The organism is Pseudoalteromonas piratica (assembly GCF_000788395.1).
Classification (GTDB): Bacteria; Pseudomonadota; Gammaproteobacteria; order Enterobacterales; family Alteromonadaceae; genus Pseudoalteromonas; species Pseudoalteromonas piratica.
The window spans coordinates 995,452-1,018,328 of the sequence record NZ_CP009888.1 but is presented as its reverse complement, the minus strand read 5'-3'; the positions used below and the strand labels follow the sequence as shown (position 1 = coordinate 1,018,328).

The 22,877-nt window shown below is 40.2% G+C and carries 17 protein-coding genes; 6 read left to right on the top strand and 11 right to left on the bottom strand.

Annotated features, from left to right (window positions below):
* The first annotated feature begins 76 nt into the window (after nt 1-76).
* On the top strand, nt 77-982 hold the full coding sequence (locus OM33_RS04675; RefSeq protein ID WP_038639333.1) for a 1-aminocyclopropane-1-carboxylate deaminase/D-cysteine desulfhydrase: 906 nt from the start codon (nt 77-79) through the stop codon (nt 980-982).
* Here OM33_RS04675 and OM33_RS04670 read toward each other — a convergent pair.
* Both OM33_RS04670 and OM33_RS04665 read right to left on the bottom strand, forming a co-directional pair.
* Nucleotides 974-2,296 carry an EAL domain-containing protein gene (locus OM33_RS04670; RefSeq protein WP_038639331.1) on the bottom strand — a complete coding sequence of 441 codons (1,323 nt, stop codon included), beginning with the start codon at nt 2,294-2,296 and terminating at the stop codon, nt 974-976. The genes OM33_RS04675 and OM33_RS04670 overlap by 9 nt on opposite strands.
* Nucleotides 2,297-2,371: 75 nt before the next feature.
* Entirely contained in the window at nt 2,372-3,181 is an 810-nt protein-coding gene (locus OM33_RS04665) for an ion transporter (protein ID WP_038639328.1), read from the bottom strand.
* Between the two features lie 205 nt (nt 3,182-3,386).
* Between OM33_RS04665 and sbcD the strand changes: the two genes are divergently transcribed.
* Genes sbcD through OM33_RS04650 form a run of 3 tightly spaced genes read left to right on the top strand, consistent with a single transcriptional unit; the run spans nt 3,387 to nt 8,725 of the window.
* A complete protein-coding gene (gene sbcD / locus OM33_RS04660; protein WP_038643020.1) occupies nt 3,387-4,598 on the top strand; it encodes an exonuclease subunit SbcD in 1,212 nt (403 codons plus the stop codon).
* Complete coding sequence (locus OM33_RS04655; RefSeq protein WP_038639325.1) at nt 4,595-8,263, top strand: AAA family ATPase; 3,669 nt, start codon at nt 4,595-4,597, stop codon at nt 8,261-8,263. Before sbcD ends, OM33_RS04655 begins: the two co-directional genes overlap by 4 nt.
* Nucleotides 8,264-8,278: 15 nt before the next feature.
* The gene (locus OM33_RS04650; protein WP_038639322.1) at nt 8,279-8,725 is read left to right on the top strand and encodes an RNA-binding S4 domain-containing protein; all 447 of its coding nucleotides are present in this window, start codon (nt 8,279-8,281) and stop codon (nt 8,723-8,725) included.
* 142 nt (nt 8,726-8,867) lie between these two features.
* On the opposite strand, the gene OM33_RS04645 is transcribed toward OM33_RS04650, so the two are convergent.
* The 6 genes from OM33_RS04645 to OM33_RS04615 form a co-directional block, all read right to left on the bottom strand.
* Entirely contained in the window at nt 8,868-9,656 is a 789-nt protein-coding gene (locus OM33_RS04645) for a hypothetical protein (RefSeq protein WP_038639318.1), read from the bottom strand.
* Nucleotides 9,657-9,736: 80 nt separating this feature from the next.
* A complete protein-coding gene (locus OM33_RS04640) occupies nt 9,737-10,423 on the bottom strand; it encodes a hypothetical protein (protein ID WP_038639316.1) in 687 nt (228 codons plus the stop codon).
* A 454-nt stretch (nt 10,424-10,877) separates the two neighbouring features.
* A complete protein-coding gene (locus OM33_RS04635; protein ID WP_038639313.1) occupies nt 10,878-11,669 on the bottom strand; it encodes a CLCA_X family protein in 792 nt (263 codons plus the stop codon).
* Between the two features lie 92 nt (nt 11,670-11,761).
* Nucleotides 11,762-12,997 carry a cysteine desulfurase-like protein gene (locus OM33_RS04630; protein ID WP_038639311.1) on the bottom strand — a complete coding sequence of 412 codons (1,236 nt, stop codon included), beginning with the start codon at nt 12,995-12,997 and terminating at the stop codon, nt 11,762-11,764.
* A gap of 9 nt (nt 12,998-13,006) precedes the next feature.
* Nucleotides 13,007-13,639, bottom strand: a complete 633-nt coding sequence (locus tag OM33_RS04625; protein ID WP_010561220.1) for a 2OG-Fe dioxygenase family protein — start codon at nt 13,637-13,639, stop codon at nt 13,007-13,009.
* A gap of 508 nt (nt 13,640-14,147) precedes the next feature.
* On the bottom strand, nt 14,148-15,263 hold the full coding sequence (locus OM33_RS04615; protein ID WP_081991113.1) for a CNNM domain-containing protein: 1,116 nt from the start codon (nt 15,261-15,263) through the stop codon (nt 14,148-14,150).
* 255 nt (nt 15,264-15,518) lie between these two features.
* Here OM33_RS04615 and OM33_RS04610 point away from each other — a divergent pair, with 255 nt between their 5' ends.
* Nucleotides 15,519-17,984, top strand: a complete 2,466-nt coding sequence (locus OM33_RS04610; RefSeq protein ID WP_052140895.1) for an alpha/beta hydrolase family protein — start codon at nt 15,519-15,521, stop codon at nt 17,982-17,984.
* 144 nt (nt 17,985-18,128) lie between these two features.
* Nucleotides 18,129-18,815, top strand: a complete 687-nt coding sequence (locus OM33_RS04605) for a response regulator transcription factor (RefSeq protein ID WP_038639303.1) — start codon at nt 18,129-18,131, stop codon at nt 18,813-18,815.
* Nucleotides 18,816-18,871: 56 nt separating this feature from the next.
* Here the strand turns inward: OM33_RS04605 and OM33_RS04600 are convergent, their stop codons facing one another.
* The 3 genes from OM33_RS04600 to OM33_RS04590 all read right to left on the bottom strand — a co-directional run bounded on the left by OM33_RS04600 (nt 18,872) and on the right by OM33_RS04590 (nt 22,877).
* Complete coding sequence (locus tag OM33_RS04600; protein ID WP_038639298.1) at nt 18,872-20,584, bottom strand: energy transducer TonB; 1,713 nt, start codon at nt 20,582-20,584, stop codon at nt 18,872-18,874.
* Nucleotides 20,585-20,683: 99 nt separating this feature from the next.
* Nucleotides 20,684-22,198, bottom strand: coding sequence for a YifB family Mg chelatase-like AAA ATPase (locus tag OM33_RS04595; protein ID WP_038639296.1), 1,515 nt, complete (start codon nt 22,196-22,198; stop codon nt 20,684-20,686).
* Between the two features lie 55 nt (nt 22,199-22,253).
* Nucleotides 22,254-22,877 (bottom strand): trimeric intracellular cation channel family protein, encoded by a 624-nt coding sequence (locus OM33_RS04590; RefSeq protein WP_038639292.1) that lies wholly within the window; start codon nt 22,875-22,877, stop codon nt 22,254-22,256.

Sequence of the window (22,877 nt, the reverse complement as noted above, 5' to 3'; positions counted from 1 at the left end):
TTAATATGTTATCTAACAAACGCACTATTGTTCTTAGTGTAGCAAGCAAACTAACCTAAGCAAGGAGTTTCGTACTTTGAGCATTGATTTACAACTAAATATTGACGAAACACCGATTCAAAAAATCATCCATCCAATATTAGTTGAAAATAACGTCAATTTATTTGTTAAACGTGATGACTTAACCCACCCTCTTATTAGCGGCAACAAATGGCGAAAGCTTAAGCATAATCTTATATTTGCAAAGCAACAAAATATAAACAAGTTAATTAGCTTTTCAGGTCCTTTCTCAAATCACCTATATGCACTTGCTGGGGCATCTCGTTTATTTAATTTTAATAGCGAAGTAATTGTGCGTGGGCCACAGCTCGATGCTAATAATCCCTGTTTAAAATTCGCAGCGGCGTGCGGCGTAAAATTAACGCCTGTAAGTCGACTTACTTATCGCAGGCGAAATGATCTTGATTATTTAACCGAGTTACAAAATAACAAACCTGATAGCTTAATCATCCCCGAAGGCGGTAGTAATCAGCTCGCAATAAAAGGCATGATTGAATTAGCACACAGTTTACCTGATGTGGATGAAGTATGGTGTGCAACAGGAAGCGCTGGCACCTTAGCTGGACTGGTTGAAGGTTTACCCGAAAAAACCAAGATACGCGGCGTTGCCGTACTTAAACAAGCTGACTATTTAAATGAAACGGTAAAACAGTTAAGTCCAAAAGCGCAGCATCAAACTAATTGGCAATTGCTCACGGAGTATCATTACGGCGGATATGGAAAGTTTAACGCTGAACTTTGGCAGTTCTGTCAAAATTTACGTCACCAACTGCCCCTTGAACCTATTTACACTGGTAAGCTTCTATTTACGCTTTTTAACCTAATAAAACAAAGAAGATTTCCAGCTGGAAGTAAACTATTGGCAATTCATACCGGCGGCTTACAAGGACTTAACGGGTTAAGATATCGCAACCTAATTTAACCCTAAAGCAATATTGTGCTCCCCTTGATGAAAAAAGTTTCCACTCGCGCCAACAAACTGGAATTCAACTAAAACTGCAAGCTGGTTTGCGGCATCAATGCCAGCAGCAAAAAGTTGTAAATGCTGTGATTCTGCAAAACCAGAAATCGCATTGAAAAGAGCTCTTTGTTGCACTTCTGGTAACTGAAAAACATCTTCATCAATATACGCACCTGATAAAAATGACACATTGCTTTTAAGGTTGATCAAAGCACCATGACAGCACTCAGCGACAATACCAATACCTTGTTTTTGCACCCGATACAATTGCGCATCAATGTGATGATAGTCATTTACTAACACGCTTTCTGAAATAGCAAAACGGATAATTTGACTAAAACCAGCCTTTTCCACCATGGATATCAATTTTTCAATCGCGCCAGCACTTCGCCAAGAAGCTGCGTCAATACTCAGCAATACAGGGTCGTTACTACTGTCTTGCGCCAAAGTTTTAATTAACTGTTTTAGTAAGTGCTCATCTAATGCCAACAACTTATCACTATCGAGGCAGCCGAGTAAAAACTGCTTAGCATCGCACAGTCCCACTTTTTGATGTCGAATCGTGATGCCCACATGATGAAATAATAACGCTTCGCCATGTACGCTAAACACAGGCTCAAATAACAACAAAAATTGACGATTAAGAATATCATTTATCATTTCAGGCAATGAGTACTGCAATAATGCTAAATTGGTCTGATTAAGCTTTAACACATGGGATTTGCTTTGCTGTTTAGTTTTCGCAATAGCTAAAGCGAGCTCTGCTAATTGATATACATTTAGCTGCTGGCAAGGCTCGCGATACAAACAGGCACCAAACTCACACTCATTAATATGCGTTTTAAGCACTTCAGAAAATCGTTTATTAAATTCAATTTCATCGCAAATTTGTGGACAGAGAATGGTCACACTTAAACGCCCCGCTTTAAGCTGTTTACAAGAAACTTGCTTGCTTAAAAAAGTGCGTTCGAGCGCTTTTTTTAATGTAACCTCATCAATATTAACTCCACCACACAACAACGCAAAAACATGATAAGCATTATTTGTCAGCACTGAGAGAGGTTGTTGTTCAGGTTTGGCTAATAATTTAAGTGATGGTTTTGAAAGTGACAAAGAGGGAGATTGAAGAAAAACAAATATTAAAAAAAACAGGATCACGGCGATACTGACAATTACGCCAACTAACTCACCAAACAACCAATAAGCCAACGCACATGCTGTAATTCCGCAAACAAAATAAAGTATCGTTAAAATACGTTTTTGCTTGTTTTGCATTGCACACCCGCCTAACCACCCAACTATCTATAAGTGTTGACGAGGTTAGCGAGATGCGCAAGTCGCGTATAACGGTTACTTCAGCCGTTCGCTGAGTAATTTATTTAGCTCAACAATTTGCGCTTTTAACTCAAGCACTTCACCTTTGGTGGCAGGTTCATCTAATTCGTCAGTATTTTCTTTTACAAAATTATCGTGCTCTTGCGTCATCACTTCAAGCACCACACCCACCATCATATTTAAGAAAATAAACGCAGTTAAAAAGATAAACGACAAATAGTAAATCCAACTTAGCGGGTGCACCGCCATGGTTTCGTACATTACATCTGTCCAATCTTCAAAGGTTGCCACACGGAACAGCGTCAGCATTGAAATCGAGACATCGCGCCAAAGGGTTGGGTTAATTTCACTGAACATCATGCTACCAACAGCGGCATAAATGTAGAAAATTACAAACATTAGTAGTGCGATGTAACCCATTCGCGGAATTGCTTTAATCAGCGCATTCACCAGCATACGTAGCTCAGGCACCATAGAAACCAAACGCAGCACACGGAAAATACGCAGTAAACGCGCAATAAACACCGTTGAACCCGCAACCGGTAACAAGCTACCTATTACAATTATAGTGTCGAAAATGTTCCAGCCTTTAGAGAAAAAAGCTTTAGGCCCTTTTGAAGCAATAAAACGAATTGCAATTTCTACCGCAAAAAATACTGTAATGCCTTTATCTAACAGCAATAAGAGATTTTCCATCCACACAGGCAAGGCGTAAGTATGCGCACCAACACTAAGCGCTGATACCACAATGACAAAAATAACAAAGGCTTGAAACGCTTTACTGTCGTCGATTCGTTGAAATTGGCTTTGCATGGCCGTGAACATACTGAATTTCTCTTACTGGTTAGCAAAATAAAAAACGCATTATAACCATCCATTAAGCGAAGATCTAACGGATAAATTAACGCACTGTAACAACATGTTATGTGCTAAAAGCAGCGGTTAAAAAATTATGCTTTATGTAGCTCCTTGCCCTTTATGGGTTTTATTAAAAAGTGATAAAGTGAGTTTTTTGCTATCAAGAACTCTTATGCGCATTATTCACACATCTGACTGGCATCTTGGCCAGAGCTTTTTTAATCAGTCTCGGCAAAAAGAGCACCATTTATTAATCAAATGGCTAGCTGAGCAAGTTAAAACGCAGCAAGTAGATGCGGTGATTATCGCAGGAGATATTTTTGATACAGGCACGCCGCCAAGTTATGCGCGCAGCCTCTACAGCGAGCTTATTTTGGCAATGCAAGCAGCAAATTGTCAGTTGATTGTTACCGCAGGTAATCACGATTCAGTTGCTACCCTTAACGAGATTAAAAGCTTAGTAAAAGCGCTTAACTGCCATGTGGTATCGCAAGCAAGTGAAGATGTCGCAGAGCAAATCGTCGCTATCTCTAAAGCGGAAAAAACATTAGGCTACGTTTGTGCCATTCCGTTTTTACGCAGTAAAGACATTGTCACCAGCCGCGCCGACGAAAGCATAAAAGAAAAACAAGACAACCTTGCCAAAGGCATTTACGAGCACTTTGAAAACACCTTTCAAGCCGCGCAAACATTAAAAGCAGATCAAGATATACCGATTATTATGACGGGCCATTTAACTGCGGTAGGCGCATCTAGCTCAGAGTCAGTGCGCGATATTTATATCGGCCATCTGTCAGGTATAAATGCCCATCAACTGCCAAACGCCAATTACATCGCCCTTGGTCATATTCATGGCGCTCAAAAAGTTGGTAAAGAAGGTAATGTGTTTTATAGCGGCTCGCCAATCGCCCTTAGTTTTGATGAATTAAAACACACAAAATCGGTCAACTTGGTTGAATTTAACGGGCAAAATGTGTCGCAAATAAGCCAACTTGAAATCCCGCGCTTTCAAGCAATGCAAACCATAAAAGGCAACCTCGCCGAAATTAAAAACGCATTAACTGTATTTGCAGAGCAAACTGAAACGACCTGGCTGAGCATTGAAGTTACCACCGACGACTATATTAGCGACCTGCAAAATACCGTGTTAGATCTCACCAAAGACTTGCCTGTTGAAGTATTACAACTAAAACGTGCGCGTAAACATGTAGCTAAACTTAGCCAACAAAAGCAAGAAAACCTGTCTGAAATAACCCCTTTAGAGGTTTTTGAGAAACGTATTGCACTTGAAGAATTTACAACAGATGACGAACTTGCCCGTAAAGAGCGTCTAACCCAGCACTTTATTTCACTGCTGAATACGGCAAAAGGAGCGCAGTCATGAAAATATTGTCACTGCGTTTTGCCAATTTAAACTCGTTAAAAGGCGAATGGAAAATCGACTTTAATAAAGCGCCATTTGCCGAAAGCGGTATTTTTGCTATCACTGGGCCAACCGGCGCCGGTAAAACCACCATTTTAGATGCCATTTGCTTAGCGCTTTATAACAGCACGCCAAGGCTTGGTGCAATCAGCGCAAGTAATAATGAAATAATGACCCGTGGCACCAGTCACTGTTTAGCTGAAGTTGAATTTGCCGTAAATCAAGGTGTGTATCGTGCCTTTTGGTCAATGCGCCGTGCCCGTAATAAGCCAGATGGTAATTTACAACCAGCAGAAGTAGAGCTTGTTGAAGTGGCGAGCAACAAACCCATTGCCGCGCAAATTAAAAAGAAAGATCAGCTAATAGAGTCACTCACAGGTCTTAACTTTGCCCGCTTCACAAAATCCATGATGTTATCGCAGGGGCAGTTCGCCGCATTCTTACAAGCCAAAGAAGCCGACCGCGCCGAATTACTAGAAGAACTCACCGGTACAGAAATTTATGGGCAAATTTCGCAATTAGTACACCAACGCTTTGGTGATGCACGCGATGCACTTAATGTACTAAACGCTAAAACAGAGTCGCTCGAACTGTTACCTGAAGAGCGCATAAATGAAATAAACCAGCAATTTAGTGAGCTGCAAACACAACAAACTAATTTAAAAAGCGAGCTTACAAGCCTGCAAGCAAAACGCGATTGGCATAACCAAGTCACACAAAACCAACAGCGTTTAGAAAAACTGCAACAGCAAAAAATTCAGCTTGAAAATGAACTTGCTGAAAAACAGCCAGAACTAACACGCCTTGAAACTGCCATGCCCGCACAAAAGCTCGCAGTTGATTTAGATAGACTCGCATTGTTAAACAACGCCAAACAAAACCAAATTGCCAGTATTGAAAGTTATCAACAACAAGCAAACACTCTCGTAAACGAGCAAGCAAAGGTAGTTGAGTTAACTCACTCATTAGCCACTAAATTCGATACTGCCAAGCAAGCGCAAAAAGAGTTATTTGAGCTTATTGATAATCAAGTAACGCCACTTGATAACCAACTTGCGCATAGCAAAAGCAAATTAAGCGAGTTAAATCAGCGGCTGGAAAACTTGTATATACAAGAAAAAGAATTGATTGAAGCGCTACAACAAAGTGAAAGCAACATTCATAACCTTGAAGCTGAAAAGCAGCAACTTGCCGCAAGCTTTGATCAAACCATCGATATAGAGCAATTTGAACACCAGCTTTCAGAGTGGCTTGATGAGCACGCAAAACTGCAACTAAACGCACATTCTTTGCAGCAGCAACAAAACCAGCTAACCGAGTTAGCCGAGAGCAAAACCACCTTAAACCAAGCAATTGGCGAGCAACAAACAGGTATCGCAAAAGAGCAAACAGAGCGTGAACAGCATCAGCTACAAGTTACGCAGTTACAGACACAGTTAAGTGAATTTTGTGATAACAGTGAGATTGATGTTTCTGAAGACACAATTGAATCGCTAAAACAGGCGCTAGATAAAGCCAAAACTGCAAAACAACAGCAAACTCAATGGCAACAAATAACAAACGAAATCTTTGCGGATAAAACGCAAATTAAAACATTACAGAGTGCCCAACCTGAACTGGAAACGCAGCTTGCTTCACAAAATGCACTACTGAAAGCTCAGCAACAAAGTTTAGATACCTCACTTCGCTTACAAGATGCAGAGGCCCAATTAGCACTGCTACGACAAGATTTAGAAGAAGATACTCCCTGCCCACTTTGTGGCAGTGCTCAGCATGACTTAAGTCATTTTGAGATTGGTAACACGTCAGGTGATGAAAACACACATATCGCAACGCTCAAACAAGAGATAAGTGACTTACAACAAAACATAATTGAGCTTTCCGCAGCACTTAGTAGCAACGCCCAACAAATTGATGCACTCAATACTGCAATCACCAGAAAAACCCAGCAACTAGATTCAATCGCTACAACTTGGGGGATTGAACAGATTGCGATTAGCGATGAAACTGCTTTGCTGACGTTTATTGCAAAAACTGAGCAGCAACTTGCAACTGCGTTACAAAACCATGAACAAGTTAAAATAATAAATACTCAGTTAACTGAGGCGCAACAAGCAGAACGCGAGTTAAACCATCAAATACAATTACTGGCTGAAAAACTTAATAGCACGACTGAGCAATTACAAAACCTAACAGCCAAAGAGCAAAAGCTATTAACAAGCTTTAATGAGCAGCAAAAGGCTTACCAATCAGCACTTTCAGAACTTGTATATACAATCAACACGTCGGGATATTCCTGCCAAGAAGGTGGTTTAGCCAACTGGTTTAACGAACAGAAACAGCAATTAAATACACTTAAAACACAGCATAAAAAATACCAACAGGTACAACAGCAACTCGCTCTGGCACAACAGGCATGCAACCATTTAACACAACAGCAAATGGATGTTGCAAAGCAACAAAGAGAATTAAAAAATCAGCACGAAACCACACAGCAAAAAATTGCAGAGCAAGCACACACACGCCACAAGCTGTTTGGTGATAAATCGACCGCAACTGAAAAGCAACAATCAGAAGCACACTTAGAGGCGCTTCACACAGAAGTAAAAACCGCCGAAACACACACCCAACAAATTCATGCTGCGCTCACCAAACTCAACGGTCAGCTAAGCGAAAAACAAGATCAACTTAACGATACCAATGTGCAATTAAATGAGCTGCAAACCAAACTAAAAAAACTTCTGGAGCAAACCCCTTATGCGACCATTGAAGCGGCGCAACAAGCACGTTTACCAGCAGATGAGTTTGATAAACTAGCCGAGCTTAAACGCCAATTAGATGCAGCGCTTACACTTAACAGCGAGCAAATAAATACCGTTGAAAATGAGTTAAAAGCTCAACAAACACATGAGTTTAATGCGCTAAACCTAAATAGCCAGCAACTACAAAGCGCCTTTGACGAACTAAATGAAACCCTTGGCCAAACCAACCAACAACTGGGGTTACTGAGCAACCAAATTAATGAAAATGTAGCGCGACAAGAGAAGCTTAAAGATTTAAAACACGAGCTCGATTTACTTAACCGCGAGTATCAAGATTGGCATTATTTACACGGTTTAATTGGCTCGCAAAAAGGTGATAAATTTAGAAAATTTGCCCAAGGGCTAACGCTTGATAATTTGATTTATCTTGCCAATCGACAACTTGAAAAGCTCACTGGCCGCTACCGATTAAAACGCAAGGAAGATCAGTCGTTAGAAATGCAAATTATCGACCTTTGGCAGGGCGAGCAAGTACGCGATACCAACACCCTATCTGGCGGTGAAAGCTTTTTAGTGAGCCTTGCTTTGGCGCTAGCCCTTTCTGATTTGGTTAGTCATAAAGTGAGTATTGATTCACTGTTTCTAGATGAAGGTTTTGGCACACTCGATAAAGAAACCCTCGATATCGCCCTTGATGCGCTTGATAACTTACATGCCAGTGGCAAAACTATTGGCGTAATAAGTCATATCGATGCGATGAAAGAGCGTATACCAGTGCAAATTAAAGTGCGTAAAAAGTCAGGTTTAGGCATCAGCGAACTCGACCGCACCTATAAGTTTGATACAATAGCCAGCGAAAACTAGTTAAGAGATTTATCCATGTCACAAGCTTTTGTTGTAGAACTTGAAGAGCAACCGATTGAATTATGTAACTTATTAAAGCTACTTGATCTTGTTGAGTCTGGCGGCCAAGCAAAAATGCTAATTGCCGACGGCTATGTTGCTCTTAATGGTGAAATTTGCCTACAAAAACGCAAAAAAGTATACGCAGGTGACACGGTAGAATTCAACGGCCAACTTTTCCAAGTTGCCGAATTTTCAGGCGAAAGCACTGAGGGTGACTACCAAGATAGCGAATCATTTGAAGACGACTATAAAGACGATGACGCGGCTGAATATCAGCCAGTAACTGAACCGTCAAAAGCAGCAACTCCGGCGAATAATCCGTCGCCTGCAAAAGCGAAAAAGACGGATAAAAAACCAGCCGCTAAAAACGCAAAAACTAAAGATAAAAAAACCGGCAGAAAATCGATTTCGTTTGGATAAAGGATTGAGGTTTAGCTTTTGATAGCCACCTTGCCGCTCTGGTGACATTACTTTAGAGCGGCATTTAAAAACCCACACTTGCCTCCCTGCATTTATCTTGCGTCATCCATGACGCACTTGTTTTTTAAAAGAGTTAAATCAATTACTCCATTCGGTATAATTTAAAGGTGCCTTTTTGAAGAGTTACACCTTTGTGAACCGAATAAAAATAGCCTTCAAGTACTGATTCAGTATCATGAATGATTAATTTGTTTGCAAAAACTTTATTTTCGGTAGTGATCTCAATGTAATCATTTTTACGAATTATGTTTTCTGGATAAAAATCGATATTCATAGATGAATTTTCTCCATTTAAAAATCGGACAAAATGAGATTTGCCATTTTCATTAATCTCGAAGCTGATCAGTTCACGTCTATCGTCAAAACTTAATACACCTAACCAAAACCCATAAATGCCATAACTTTTTAGTGAGCTTAATCTATCGATGCTTGATTTATATTTCTCAACGAACTCTCTTACGGTCGACTTCTTTTTTTGTGGTACAACATCGTATGTATGAGAAAGAATATACTTCCCTGCGTTATTAAGATAAGTCTCTACAATTTTATATCCGCCTGCTACAGGATAAAGAGCTAAATAAACTTGTTCCTTTTCTTCTAAAATTGAAATGGTGCATTTGACATTTGTACAAGTAATATCCTTATCAGTAAATTCCCGTAACCTACCCTTTTTGAATGCACTGACAATTCTCAACGAAAAAAATCGATGCTTCCCAGTATCATTAACCTCTATTAGTTTGTAGGTAAAATCCGCTTCATTAACCCCCTCGAGCAAACCAGTATCAAGCTTCAATAAGTGCTCTTCTGTTGCACAAACTTCAAATGAAAAACAAAAAGCAATTAATATGATGGTTCTTGATAGGAAAGACATAATACTTTACTCCTCTTAATTATTGTTTTTTTAACGCTGTATTTAACACAATATCAATCAGTTAAAAGTCACCTTACCACTCAAAAATTAAACACAATTTCAAAGCTTTCACCTTCATTTAATCTCTCTAGCCCCTTATACAGCTGCTTAGGATCTAACACTTCAATAGCAACTCTAGAGGCTTGGTATGTTTTTACACTTGTATTGGGAAAATCACGAAAAAAGAATATTGATTTTACATTTTCTATTTCTTCTTCTGACATTTCGATATTTTTCATCAAGAACGGAGCACGATAATCAACCTTGATTCCTGCTCCCTCAATAAACCAAGCTGGTAATTCTGTTTGCTCTACAAAAAAATTCGTTCTATATCTCACCTCTGCGTGTACTAACTCGTGTGCTATTACGTCGACATTTAACCCTTTTGGTCCCAAAAAAACACATTCTCTAAAAAATGCTGAATTCTGCATCCCCGTTGGGTTTAAGCCAAATTTTTTATAGCTAAGATTATTTGTAGCGATAATTCGTGAAGGCGATTGTGCTTTGCCGTAAACCTGTTCAACACGGTCATAAGCGCTCGTTATTGCTGAATTCAATAACGAGCGCTGTTGGCTCGTTAAGCTCTCGTCGGTGTACACATTGGGAGATATCTCTTCAAAGCCTAATAAAGATATAGTTTCGCAAGCTAAAGCTTCTTTCTTAAAAAACAAAAAAGAAAACACAAAAAAGAATAGCGAAGTCACTAAAGTAATTTTTAAAAAACGCACTTACTTTCCTTGTAAAAAATCACATTCAGAGTGAAACAATTAAACTCTATTAAATCAACAAATAAGTTACCTTAACACTTTAATAACAAGCTCTCTTTTAATAGTTCACTATGCAATCAATGAGGTCAGAGGTTTTGAAAAAATTTGAAACTTTCTTCATTTGAAGTTTATTGGTTCGCTTGGCTCCCCCCCCCTTAAATCAAACCTGAAAACGATTTTTTAAATGAATAATGCGAGACAGGGAGCGAAGCGGTCGAGTAAGCTATGTAGCGACATGGATGTTGCTTGATGGCGTTTATGTTCACATTTAAAAATACGTTTGAAGATTAGTTTGATTTCGGGGCGGCTTTTTCTTGGTTCGTTCTTTTTGACCGTTTTAAAAAGAATGAACGAGTGCGCCATGGATGTCGCAAGATAAATGCAGGGAGGCGAAGCTAAAAAAGTAAAAACCAACTCACTTACTCAATGCCATTCCAAGCGGCTTAAAATACGCTAATAACGCTTCATAAATTCTTTGCCTATGCGTTAAGTCAGGAAACACTGGCATTACATCAGGGTTGGTTGTGCCCGCAACTAAATAGCTGTTTTCAATATCAGGGCAAGTCTCTACTGCCGCTTCAAAAGCCCTCGCCATCATTTCGGTGGGTAGTGAAAAGTAGTTTCTCGATAAGGCTAAGTCGGCTTTTACACTGCGGGTAACAAAGTCGTTTTTATCTTGGCCATCGTCACTTAATAGCATGGCGCTAAAAATATTTATTAGGCGATCATTTAACGGGTGAGCAATTTGTGTTTTGTTTTTCAACCAGCAGTCGCTGGCGAATAGAATGCGGTTTGGCAAGAGTTCTGTATCATTAATATCAAAAGCTTTGTCGGCGATGTAATGATCAAAGGCATGCCAAAATTCATGAGCAAGTGCTCCTGCTCCCGCATTTTTAGCCAGTGCCAGTTCGCGATAATGAGGCGCATAATGCGCTTGCACGCCCTTTCGCCCGCCACTCCCAAAGGTAAGGTTTAAGTTGCCACGCAACCCCATTGCTTGTGGCGGTAATGCCAAGATGTAGGCTAAATCTGCCAGCGCATCGAATACTAAATTAGCGGCAAGATCTTTTTCTTCACGCGTTACCCAGCTACCCACACGAATATTCCCCATGCCAAAGGTATGTTTTATATCTAAAAACGACACCTGTTCGCCATGACGATAGTCTGGCCCTTTGCGGGTTTTGTATTTAAAGCTGGTTAACTTCAAGTTGGCTCAGTTAGGTTTAGTTGATGCTGTCATTATCCAATAAAAAAGGGTAACTCAGTTACCCTTTTTCACGTTTATGTATTGTTGCGAGCTTATGCAAGTAGCGGCTCTAATACATCAAAGAAGCGTTCTAGTTCTTCGATTGTGTTGTAGTGCATACAACCAATGCGAATCACACCACCGTTGTCTAACACGTTAAGCTGTTGGCATAAGCCTTTAGCGTAGAAGTTACCATCCCACACACAGATATGCTCTTTACCTAAGTGCTCAGACACTTGGCGTGGTGTTACACCCGCAATAGTAATCGCGAACGTAGGTGTACGCTCGGCTAAACGCGACAGATCAGAAATACCGTATAAGGTTACTGATTTATACTTTGCGATGCGTTCAAGGAAGTACTTAGAAAGTGCATCTTCATGTTGTTTAGCATTGGCAAAAGCCACTTCTAAACGTTTGCGCAGTGGCTCGCTTTCATCAAGTTCGCTTAAGCTTGCAATGTATTCAACGGCTTGAATAAAACCTGCCATAGCTTCAAAGCTTTGCGTACCCGTTTCCCAACGACCAGGAATTAAATCGGTGGCAGGTTCTACTTTGTATGGTGTAAAACCTTCTAGGTGTTCACGTTTACCGTAAACCATGCCTAAGTGTGGGCCAAAGAATTTATATGCAGAGCACGCTAAAAAGTCACAATCAAGTTCTTTTACATCCACCAGCATGTGCGGCGCATAATGCACGGCATCTACATACACTAGCGCACCTACTTGGTGTGCCATATCAACAATCGCTTTAATATCGTTGATAGTACCTGTGGTATTTGATGCGTAAGTGACTGCAACAAGCTTTGTGTTTTCATTGAGTAATGATTTTAACTGTACTAAATCAAGGCTACAGTCTGCGGTATCCACTTCTAATGCGTGAACTTTTACGCCTTTATCGTCTGCCGCTTGCTGCCAACTAGACACGTTTGAGAAATGATCTGCATTGGTTACGATAATTTCGTCACCCGCTTGCCAATCACGGCTAATCGCACGGCTAAAGCTAAAGGTTAGGCTGGTCATATTCGGACCAAACACAATTTGCTCTTTGCTTGGTGCATTTAACAATGTTGCCGCACTTTCACGTGCTTTGTTTACTAGGTCAACCGTTTGGTGGCTTGAGAAAAATGCGCCACCTAAGTTTGAATTATAACGACCTAAATAAGCTGACATGGCAGTTAAAACACTTTGCGGTACTTGTGAGCCACCAGGCCCATCTAAAAATACCGGTGATTTACCTGCTACTTCCTGCATTAACGCTGGAAACTGCTTACGGATTTTAGTTAATTGCATTATCAGTTCCTACGCTGTTAATACAAAGCAGTCTAGGTAGCCTACTTTATCGTTATCGATTTTGTTCATTGGTGTCGCGTTGTGCCATACCTGACGGTCGTTTACCATCGCAAACATACCGTCTTTAATTTCCATTTTGAAACATGGCTCTGCATCGCGTGATTCGTAAACCAGTAGCTCACCACCTTCAATATTGCTGTGTGACACACCCGCAACACAAACATGGTCAAAACCATCTTGGTGCACACCTTCAGGTGCTGGCGGTGTATCTGCATCAATCGCTAACATGCGGAACTGGTGAATTTCGATATCAGTATCGCTGGCAATGCCTGACATTTCGATAAATTGGTTAACTAAATGCTGCATACCGTCAGTCGCTAAGAGCGATTCTTCAAGATTTTCGTAAGTGCGCTCGATGTTGCCTTGGAATTGGTTAATTGAGTCATCTTGAACAAATGCTTTAGTTGGTTGCAGACTTAATTTGCCATCAACAAGTTTAATTACAGAATAACGGCGTAAACGAAATGCACCGTCGGCATATGGGTTTGCCGGTAAGTTATCAAAAGAAGGCTTTAGCTGCTCGATAAATGCTTGCTCAATAAAACGCAATTGCAGCAGATTCTGGTTGTTTACTTTCGTCATAACACGCTCGCAGATGATGAATTATAAATCGCGGAGATCTTAGACGGTTTTTATGGGTTTTTTGTGGTTTAAATGCTAACAATATTGGCAACAAAAGATTAAAAAATGCAATTTAATGTTAAAAATTAAATATTACATCCAATAAAATTTTCAAGCTCCAAATACACTAATTAAACGAAGCGTTAAATAAAGCGTGGTAGCGAGCATAACGATAAAAATTAGAGTAAAAATTCTAATAATTATATTAGCTAATTTATGCTTAATGCGCATAAACCATGATGCATCTACAGGCAGACTTTGATTGAACAAAGCAAAACACGCTATAAAGAAATACCCCAATAAACTCCAACTAAGTAGTAACAATAGCCCTACCTGTAACGAGTTTAGAAATGGGGTATTCAAAATAAGCGATACAATCAATACTGCGAAGGCGACTAATGCAAGTAAAATTAATATACCTCGCCAAGCGTTAAGACGCTTAGCGAGAGCAATAAAATAATGATGCAGCTTAGTTGCACTCATCATTAAGCGACTTTTTTGATGGTTCTGAGGTTTTATTCTCTAACTCATCTTCGTCGTTTTTGATAAGATTTTCATGATTTTCCACACGCTGTTGCCATTTTTCTTTGGCCATTAATTGCATGTTAAAGGTTTGGTCGCGTTCATCCACAATCTCCATACCCATTAGGCTTTCAATCATGTCTTCCAGCGTTACAATACCTTGTACATCGCCATATTCGTCAACAATCAAACAAATATGAATGCGTTTTTCTAACAGCGTTTGAAATAGCGTGTGCACATGAAGAGTCTCAGGCACGGTATAAATCGGCTTTACTAACTTGGCAATTTTGTAATCTTCACCAAGGCGGTGATATGCCAGCATAATGTCGTTTTTATGCACAAAACCAATGATGTCGTCAGAGTCTTGATCAAACACCAACACACGAGAAAAGGCCACACTGCCATGCTGTTTTAAATATTCGTCTACAGTGAGATCTTTATGTACTTTAAACAGCACAGTGCGCGGAGTTAATAAGGTATCAAGTTTGAGATGGCGAAATTTTAAAAGACTGCGAATAAGCTCACTTTCTTCTTGATGCAGCGCGCCCGCCTCACTGCCCATTTCAGCCATTGCTTCAATTTCAGCACGAATAAAGTGGCTTTCACTTTGTTTGCTACCAAGCATACGAGTAATGATATCCGACAGCCAAATAAACGGCTTTAACACGCGAACCATTACTACCAATGAAGCAGATACTATAGGTGTTAGCTGACGCCAATAGTTTGCACCTAAAGTCTTTGGAATAATCTCTGATAATACAAGAACTAACAAGGTCATTACTGCTGATGCAATGCCAATTGCAGCATCACCAAACACAGCTGCAGCTTGGGCACCAACACCTGCAGCTCCCGCTGTATGAGCGACAGTATTAAGCGTTAAAATTGCCGCTAATGGCTGATCTACTTTTTCTTTTAATGAGTTAATGCGCTCAGCCAATTTTGGCTTTTGCTTTTTTAAACTTGCAACATAGCTTGGGGTAATACTCAGTAATACCGCTTCCATTATTGAACATATAAATGAAATGCCTATAGCCAAAAGCATATAGGTAAATAACAAAGCCACAGTAACCTCTCGAATCATGGCATAAATTTTCAAGTGCTAGTGTACCTAATAAACACAGCGCTGCGTATAACAACCGTCGTAAAATTGTATTAATTTTTAAACAGCTGAACTAAAACCAAACTTAAAGCACTTACAGAGTGCATTCACACTTGTTTTCGTTATTCACCATAATTGGGCTGCAACTCAACGAGTTCAAGCATACATAGGCGTTTTTTTTAGTTATGATTCTGTCATCTATTTTCATAAGGACACATAATGAAAAAGTCATTTTTAGCTGCGATACTTGGCGCTTATTTTATTTCCCCTCTCGCCAATGCAGAATCCATTGATACTAGTAAAATTAACTACTTAGGCCCTATCGCACCACAAAATGCGCTCAAGCCATTTGAAACCAATCGTAAAAATGCCATTTTAAACAACCTAAAACAGAGTTTAGCGGCAGAGCAAGCTTCAGTAAGCTTGTTTGGTAATACAGTTAAATGGCAGAGCCTAAATAAATTAAACGCACTCACCGAACCTGGCTTACAAGCATTAAAGTTCACCCTCGGCACAACACGCTTTACACCTGCAACACTAAAATTAGAAGGTGTTAAAGAGGCCAGTTTTTATCTAAATGGTGAATTAGTTTCTAAAAGTGGGGATGCTTATAAGTTACCGCTGACTACAGGTCAACACCAAGTAATTATCATTACAGAAAGCGTTGAAGATTGGGGCAAGGTTGCGCTTGATTTAACTAGCGACCTTGAAGGTGCCAAGATTAGCGTTTCAAAAGAGGCACCAAATACACTAAGCGCCAAACAATTATTTGATAGTAAAACCGTTAGTAACTTAAGCATTTCGCCAAACGCTAAACTCTTAATATGGCAAACACGCAGTTACAACGATAAAAATAGCAATAAAGCGCTTAAAGAAACATATATTAAGTCGGTAAAAGACAACGAGATTGTTTTCTCATTACCGGCTAACGCCAGTAATTTCGCTTGGTCAGACGATAACACTCATCTTGTATACAAAAGTAGTAAGGTGCTTTACAAGCTTAATCTGAAAACGCTAACTACTAGCGCATTAAGTGAAGATTTATCAGGTATCAGCAATGTTGATTTTTACGATAACAACACACTTATTTTTACTTGGGTTAAACGCCCAGAAAAGTCGACATCGCTAACTAAGTATTATCAAGGCCTAGAAGATCGTTGGTCGTATGCACGCAATAAAACCAGTGTTTACTTATACGATTTAAATTCAGGCTTAATGCGCCAAGTAAGCCCTGCTGAATTTAGTGTTAGCTTACAGGACTTTGATAACGAGCGTGGTACGCTGTTATTAAGCCGTTCGATTTCTGATTATGCTGCGCCGCCACATATGTTAACAGAACTACTGGAATATAACTTAAAAGACAATAGCCAAACTACTATTGGCAAGTACCGTACTTTTAATAGTGCGCAGTATTCTAGTGATGGTTTATACATTACCGCGGGCCCTGAGTTCGGTGAAAAAGCAGGTAAAACAGTTGCTGACTCTCAGCTTAGTAACAATTACGACACGCAACTGTATTCAGTAAGCTACGATGGTAAAATCATCACCCCACTGTCAAAAACATTTAACCCAAGTATTGGCCAATTTAGCGTATTAAAAAATGACGATGTGATTTTAAATGTCGGTGAAGAAGACAGACGCCAACTATATGTATTTGATGAAAGTAAAAAACGCTTTAATAAAGTAAAAACGAATCTTGACGTAATTGAACGCTTTAGTGTGTCAAACGAGAAGTCACCTACCCTAGTTTTCGCTGGGACTGGCGCACAATTGCCACAACAAGTGCAGTTAAAAACTAAACTCTCTAATGCTAAGTCAAAAACCTTATTTAATAGCAAAAAAGCATTCTACGCTAATACCCAATTGCCAAGTTTGGAAGAATTTAATTTCACTAACGATCAAGGCACTGAAATTAAGGGCCGAGTTTACTTGCCTAGCAACCTTGATAAAGAAAAGAAATACCCTGCGTTAGTTTACTACTATGGCGGTACTTCACCTGTAAATCGCGCATTTACTGGCCGCTACCCATTTAATTTATGGGCAGAAAATGGCTATGTGGTTTATGTATTACAACCTACAGGTGCAACCGGCTTTGGCCAAGATTTCTCAGCTAAACACGTAAATGCATGGGGTGAATACACAGCAAATGACATTATTAAAGGTACGAATGCGTTCTTAAATAAATACAGCTTTGTTGATAAAACTAAAGTAGGTAATTTAGGTGCCTCTTACGGTGGCTTTATGACTATGTTGTTGGCAACCAAAACAGATATGTTTAGCGCGTCGATTTCCCATGCAGGTATTTCAAATATTACCTCTTACTGGGGCCAAGGTTGGTGGGGTTATTTATATTCGGGCGAGGCCTCTAAAAACAGCTTCCCTTGGAATAACGCTAAGCTTTATTCAGAGCACAGCCCTGTATTTAACGCTGATAAGGTAAAAACACCGTTATTACTTATTCATGGTGATGCTGATACCAATGTGCCTGTAGGCGAGAGCCACACTATGTACACTGCTTTAAAGCTACTAGGTCAAGATGTAGAATTAGTTGAATATAAAGGCGCAGACCACCAAATTTTTGCGCGCGATAAACGCTTCCATTGGTGGAATACCATGCTTGCTTACTTCGACAAACACCTAAAAGATCAACCACAATGGTGGCATGATTTATATCCAAATAAGTAGCAACTCACATCGAAAAAATAACGGCTTTTATGAGCCGTTATTTTTTTTGTACACCTTTATATATCCACTAATTTGTTCTAATTTTCATAAAGTGCAAAATTGGTGATAATATTGCATCGGGCAGATAACATATTAACGAGCATTATGACAATACAAGTACTTCTGGTTGAAGACGATTCCTTGCTAGTAAGGCGTATTCAATCACATTTTAACAATAGTGAGTTTAGTTTTATTGTTGACGAAACTGGCGCTAATGCCCTTGATATTGTTCGCACAAATCATGAGATAAAGCTCGCTGTCGTTGATATTGTTCTACCAAGTGTCGATGGTTTAGTGCTCGCCAAAGAGATTAATTTAATCTCAGATATTGGTGTGGTGGTATTGTCGAGCCGTGATTCTCAAGCAGACAGAATATTAGGCTTAGCACAAGGTGCTGATGACTACATATGTAAGCCTGTTGATTTACTGGAGCTTGAACTTAGGCTTAAAGCGCTGGCTAAACGACTAAACTTATACCAAAACAGTGATGAATATATTGAATATTCTGATATTAAAGTTCACCCAGAACACCGCACTTTAATCGTTTCAAATGGTGAAGAAATCCGTTTAACAGAAGCCGAGCACAAGGTACTTATTTCACTTATTGGTAATGCCGGTAAACCCACTAGCCGCGAAAAGCTCTCTGAAGAAATTGGCCAATCTGACTGGAGCCCATCAGATAGAACCGTTGATGTATTAGTCGGACGCTTGCGCAAAAAACTGGGTGATGAGAAAGAGCAAAAACGCATTGTCACCGTGCGTGGTAAAGGTTACATGATTGCACTAGGCTAAACTAAGTAGCAATATTTAAAAAGGCCGCTAATGCGGCCTTTTTAGTTTATTCTTATTTACCATGTGCCCAATTTAGAATTTTCGTAAGCTGCAAGACGGGCTTTTGCAGCATCAACAAAATAGTCTTTGTCCCAAGCTTCTTCGACTGCTTTTTCTTGCATATCAACAGCCTCTTCAAACTGACCTAACTTAGCATAGGCGGCAGCCATATATTCATATGCCCAAGGGTCATCTTTTTCGTCTACCACAAGCTTTGTTAGTTCTATCGCGTAATTTAACTCACCCTGGTTGTGCGACTCTCGCGCATACACTCCTGCTAACTCTCGCATTGCTATGTAATCCCCCTGCTCAGCAGCATCAGCCAACCATCCTCTTGCTTGGTTCAATAACTCTTTGCTCGCATTAGACTTTTGTAAAATACATTTAGCTGCCAGAGTTTGTGCAGGTGTATGACCAAGATCTGCAGCCGTTCCTAAAATATGTAAATTACAGCCTGCACCAAGTAGCATTAATGAAGCAAAATCTCCGCCTTGTGCCGCTTTTAAACGCCAATAGTTCGGCAACTCCTCACGAGGTTTAGCTTTAATCTGTTTCAACCTAACATTTTGTCGATTGATATAGTTTGAATACGTATTATTGCGTGCTTCATTGTTGTAGAAGAACTCCGCTAAAAATGGACCATATTCTTGTTGTTCACCGCCGCTGACCAACACTTGCCATTTTTGCATCGTACTAATTGCACGTTGCTCTAAAATATCAGGCGCTTTGTAATCACCGGTTGCTTCATAGCGAATCGTATTACCTTGCTTGTCTAACCACACGAGGTAATTAAAATTGTAAAAGTCTTCATTTAAAGAACTTGAAGGAGAAAAAGGCTCCGCATTACTGGCTAGTAGATTAGCTTCTCCAACCGAGTTAGCGACATCACCTTTTGCGAGATAAGCGACTTTAAGCATATCATCATCGCTCATCAGCTCTAACATATCAGCAAGCTCAGCTTGCGCTTTGGTGTTTCCACGTTTTGCTTGTGCTAATAGTTTCTTATGCTTGGTCTCAAGCTGCTTAAGCGTTTCTTCGGGAATATCGGTACGTTTGAATACCCCACCAAATTGAGCTTGACTAAACTTACGTAAGCTCCCGCCCACTTTTAGAATTTGATAGCGAGAATTTTCTAATTTTTCCAGTACACTTTCAGCAAACTCATCACTTGGATAGCTTTGTAATAGTTGCACATCACGTACAATACCATTGCGGTCAATATCAAATAAGTAGCGTGCCATTCCTGGAATACCCTTGTTAAATAAGCTACTTGGGTATTTAGCTTCAGGATTTTCAGTGCGCTTAGGGGTTGGGTTGTAATCTCTTCCAAATGGTAAGGCATAACGAATATTCTCACTGCCCGCTTTACCATATAAACCTATCAGCTCATTGGCTTTCGCCTCTGCTGTTTTCATTTGCTCGGGTGTTAAACGGCGTTCAACTGTTTTGAGTGCTTGTTTAGCCGTTAAAAAGCCATTTTCAATTGCGACAGCTAAATAGGCATAAGCAAGAATAGGATCTTGCGCAACGCCTTGACCTCGCAAGTATTGCACACCTAAATTAAATTGACTTTTGCCATGACCTAAGTGAGCTGTTTTTTGAAAAAGTTTAAAAGCTTGCGCATAATTCTGATTCAAATAGAGATCCATTGCACGGTCGGCATTTGCCGAAGCGCAAACACTCTGACTTGCTAACAATACCCCTGCTATTACACTCGCTAACTTTTTCATTTCAACTCCTGTCAATTGCACCAAACTTCATGTTAACAGTTGGTTAAAAGTGGCGCAACACAGGAAACGTCTATGCTAGCGCATTTTTTCACTCTGTGTTTAAACTCGGGTTAAGGTGTTAATCAATCGTTCAAATGCACGGTAACTTATTGCTTCCTTAATGTGTATTAATTCAACAGCTTGTTTGTCCGCTAAGTCAGCAATAGTGCGCGCAACTTTTAAAACTCGATGATATGAACGCGGTGATAAATCCAGTTTTTCTGTCACCAACGCCATAAATGCCTTGCTTTCATTATCAAGTATTACAACTTGCTCCAATTCTCGGTTTGACAAAATAGCGTTCAGTTTTCCTTGACGTTGATATTGACGCTGTTGGGCACAAACAACTCGCTCGCGGATTATTTGAGAACTTTCTCCAGGTTGGTTTGATTGCAATTCCTGTGTTTTTAATTTGGGTAGCTCAACTTGTAAGTCGATACGATCTAAAAAAGGGCCAGAAACCCGACTGAGATATTTTAAGATTTGCTCTGGCGATGCGCGATTATCTCGGTGACAACCAGTGGGACTTGGGTTAAGTGCGCAAATTAACTGAAAGTTTGCAGGAAACTCTGATTGCCGCGCAGCTCTTGAAATAATAACCTTACGGGTTTCTAACGGCTCACGAAGGCTATCTAACACCTTGCGTTCATACTCAGTAAGCTCGTCAAGAAACAACACCCCATTATGAGCAAGGCTAATCTCGCCAGGCTTTGGATTTGAAGAACCACCCACTAAGGCGACTGCAGAACAGGTATGATGTGGCGCGCGAAACGGCCTAACTCGCCACTGTTGTGTATCCACAGACTTGCCGATGATTGAGTAAAGTGTTGCAGTTTCAAGTGCTTCAGATTCTGTTAATGGCGGCATAATGGTGGCCATTCTCGCCGCTAGCATAGACTTTCCGGTGCCCGGAGGCCCTAGAAACATCACGTTATGCTTTCCTGCGGCAGCAATTTCCAGTGCTCGTTTAGCCTGCGCTTGCCCTTTCACTTCAGCCATATCAATTTGATATTGTATTGGATCTTGCACTTCATTCGATAAAGTTAAACCCAAGTTGAGTGCCTGCTGACCGGTTAAGTCTTGGCAAACTTCATTTAAGCTTGAAGCTAGTTTAATCTGACAATTAGAAATTAACGCTGCCTCATTGGCATTATGGGCTGAAATATATATCACTTTTGAACTGTTTATATTTGCAATTAAGGATGCCAGCAAGCCATGGTTCGGTCGGATCCCGCCACTTAAGGAAAGCTCACCGTAAAACTCCTGTTGCGTTAAATTCAGATTTCCCAGCTGATTTGACGCAACTAAAATGCCGACTGCAATTGCTAAATCAAAACGCCCTCCCTCTTTAGGTAAATCTGCTGGCGCTAAATTGACGGTAATGCGTTCTTGAGGAAATTTAAAGTGACTGTTGATAATCGCGCTACGAACACGATCTTTCGCTTCTTTAACAGAGGTTTCGGGCAGTCCTACGATGGTAAACTTAGGTAGCCCTGATGTAATATGGATTTCAATCGTTACCAAAGGTGCATCCATGGCTACCTGCGCACGCGAATAAACACAGGCAAAAGACATTCCATTGTCCTCAAATTATTGCTTTCTTTAAGTGTAGCTTATTTTACTATGAGAGCTATTTATCTATTTTATTGTATTTAAAGACAGGCAAACTCCAACCCCATTTTATTGCTCCTGCACGTAAACCAAGCGTACCGATCATGCCAAGCAACATTGCAATGTTTGTTGACGCTCCTAAATTAATACTTTGCGTATATAAAATTCCACCGAAAATACACGTCGTCGCATACAATTCGCTCTTCAATACCATTGGGGTTGTGCGCGCCAAAACATCACGTATCATGCCACCAAAGCAGCCTGTAATGGTACCCATAACAACTGCGGTTAGGTCAGGCATTCCAAGACTTAGGGCTTTTTGCACACCCATCACAACAAAAAATGCGAGACCAAGCGCATCCGCAATTTCTAATAGAATTTGAGGAAAACCACGCTGTTTATTTAACCAAATGATGGTGATGACACTCGCAAAAAAAATCGAAATTAAATAAGTGGGGTCTTTTAACCAAAATACAGGAACATCTAAAATCACATCTCGCGTTGTCCCGCCACCTATGGCAGTGACAGAGGCTAGTACAATGACACCAAAACCATCTAACTTCTTTTTGTAAGCAACCAACGCGCCCGATATCGCAAAGACTGCAACACCTACTAAATCGATCCAGTGGAACAATGAGTCCAT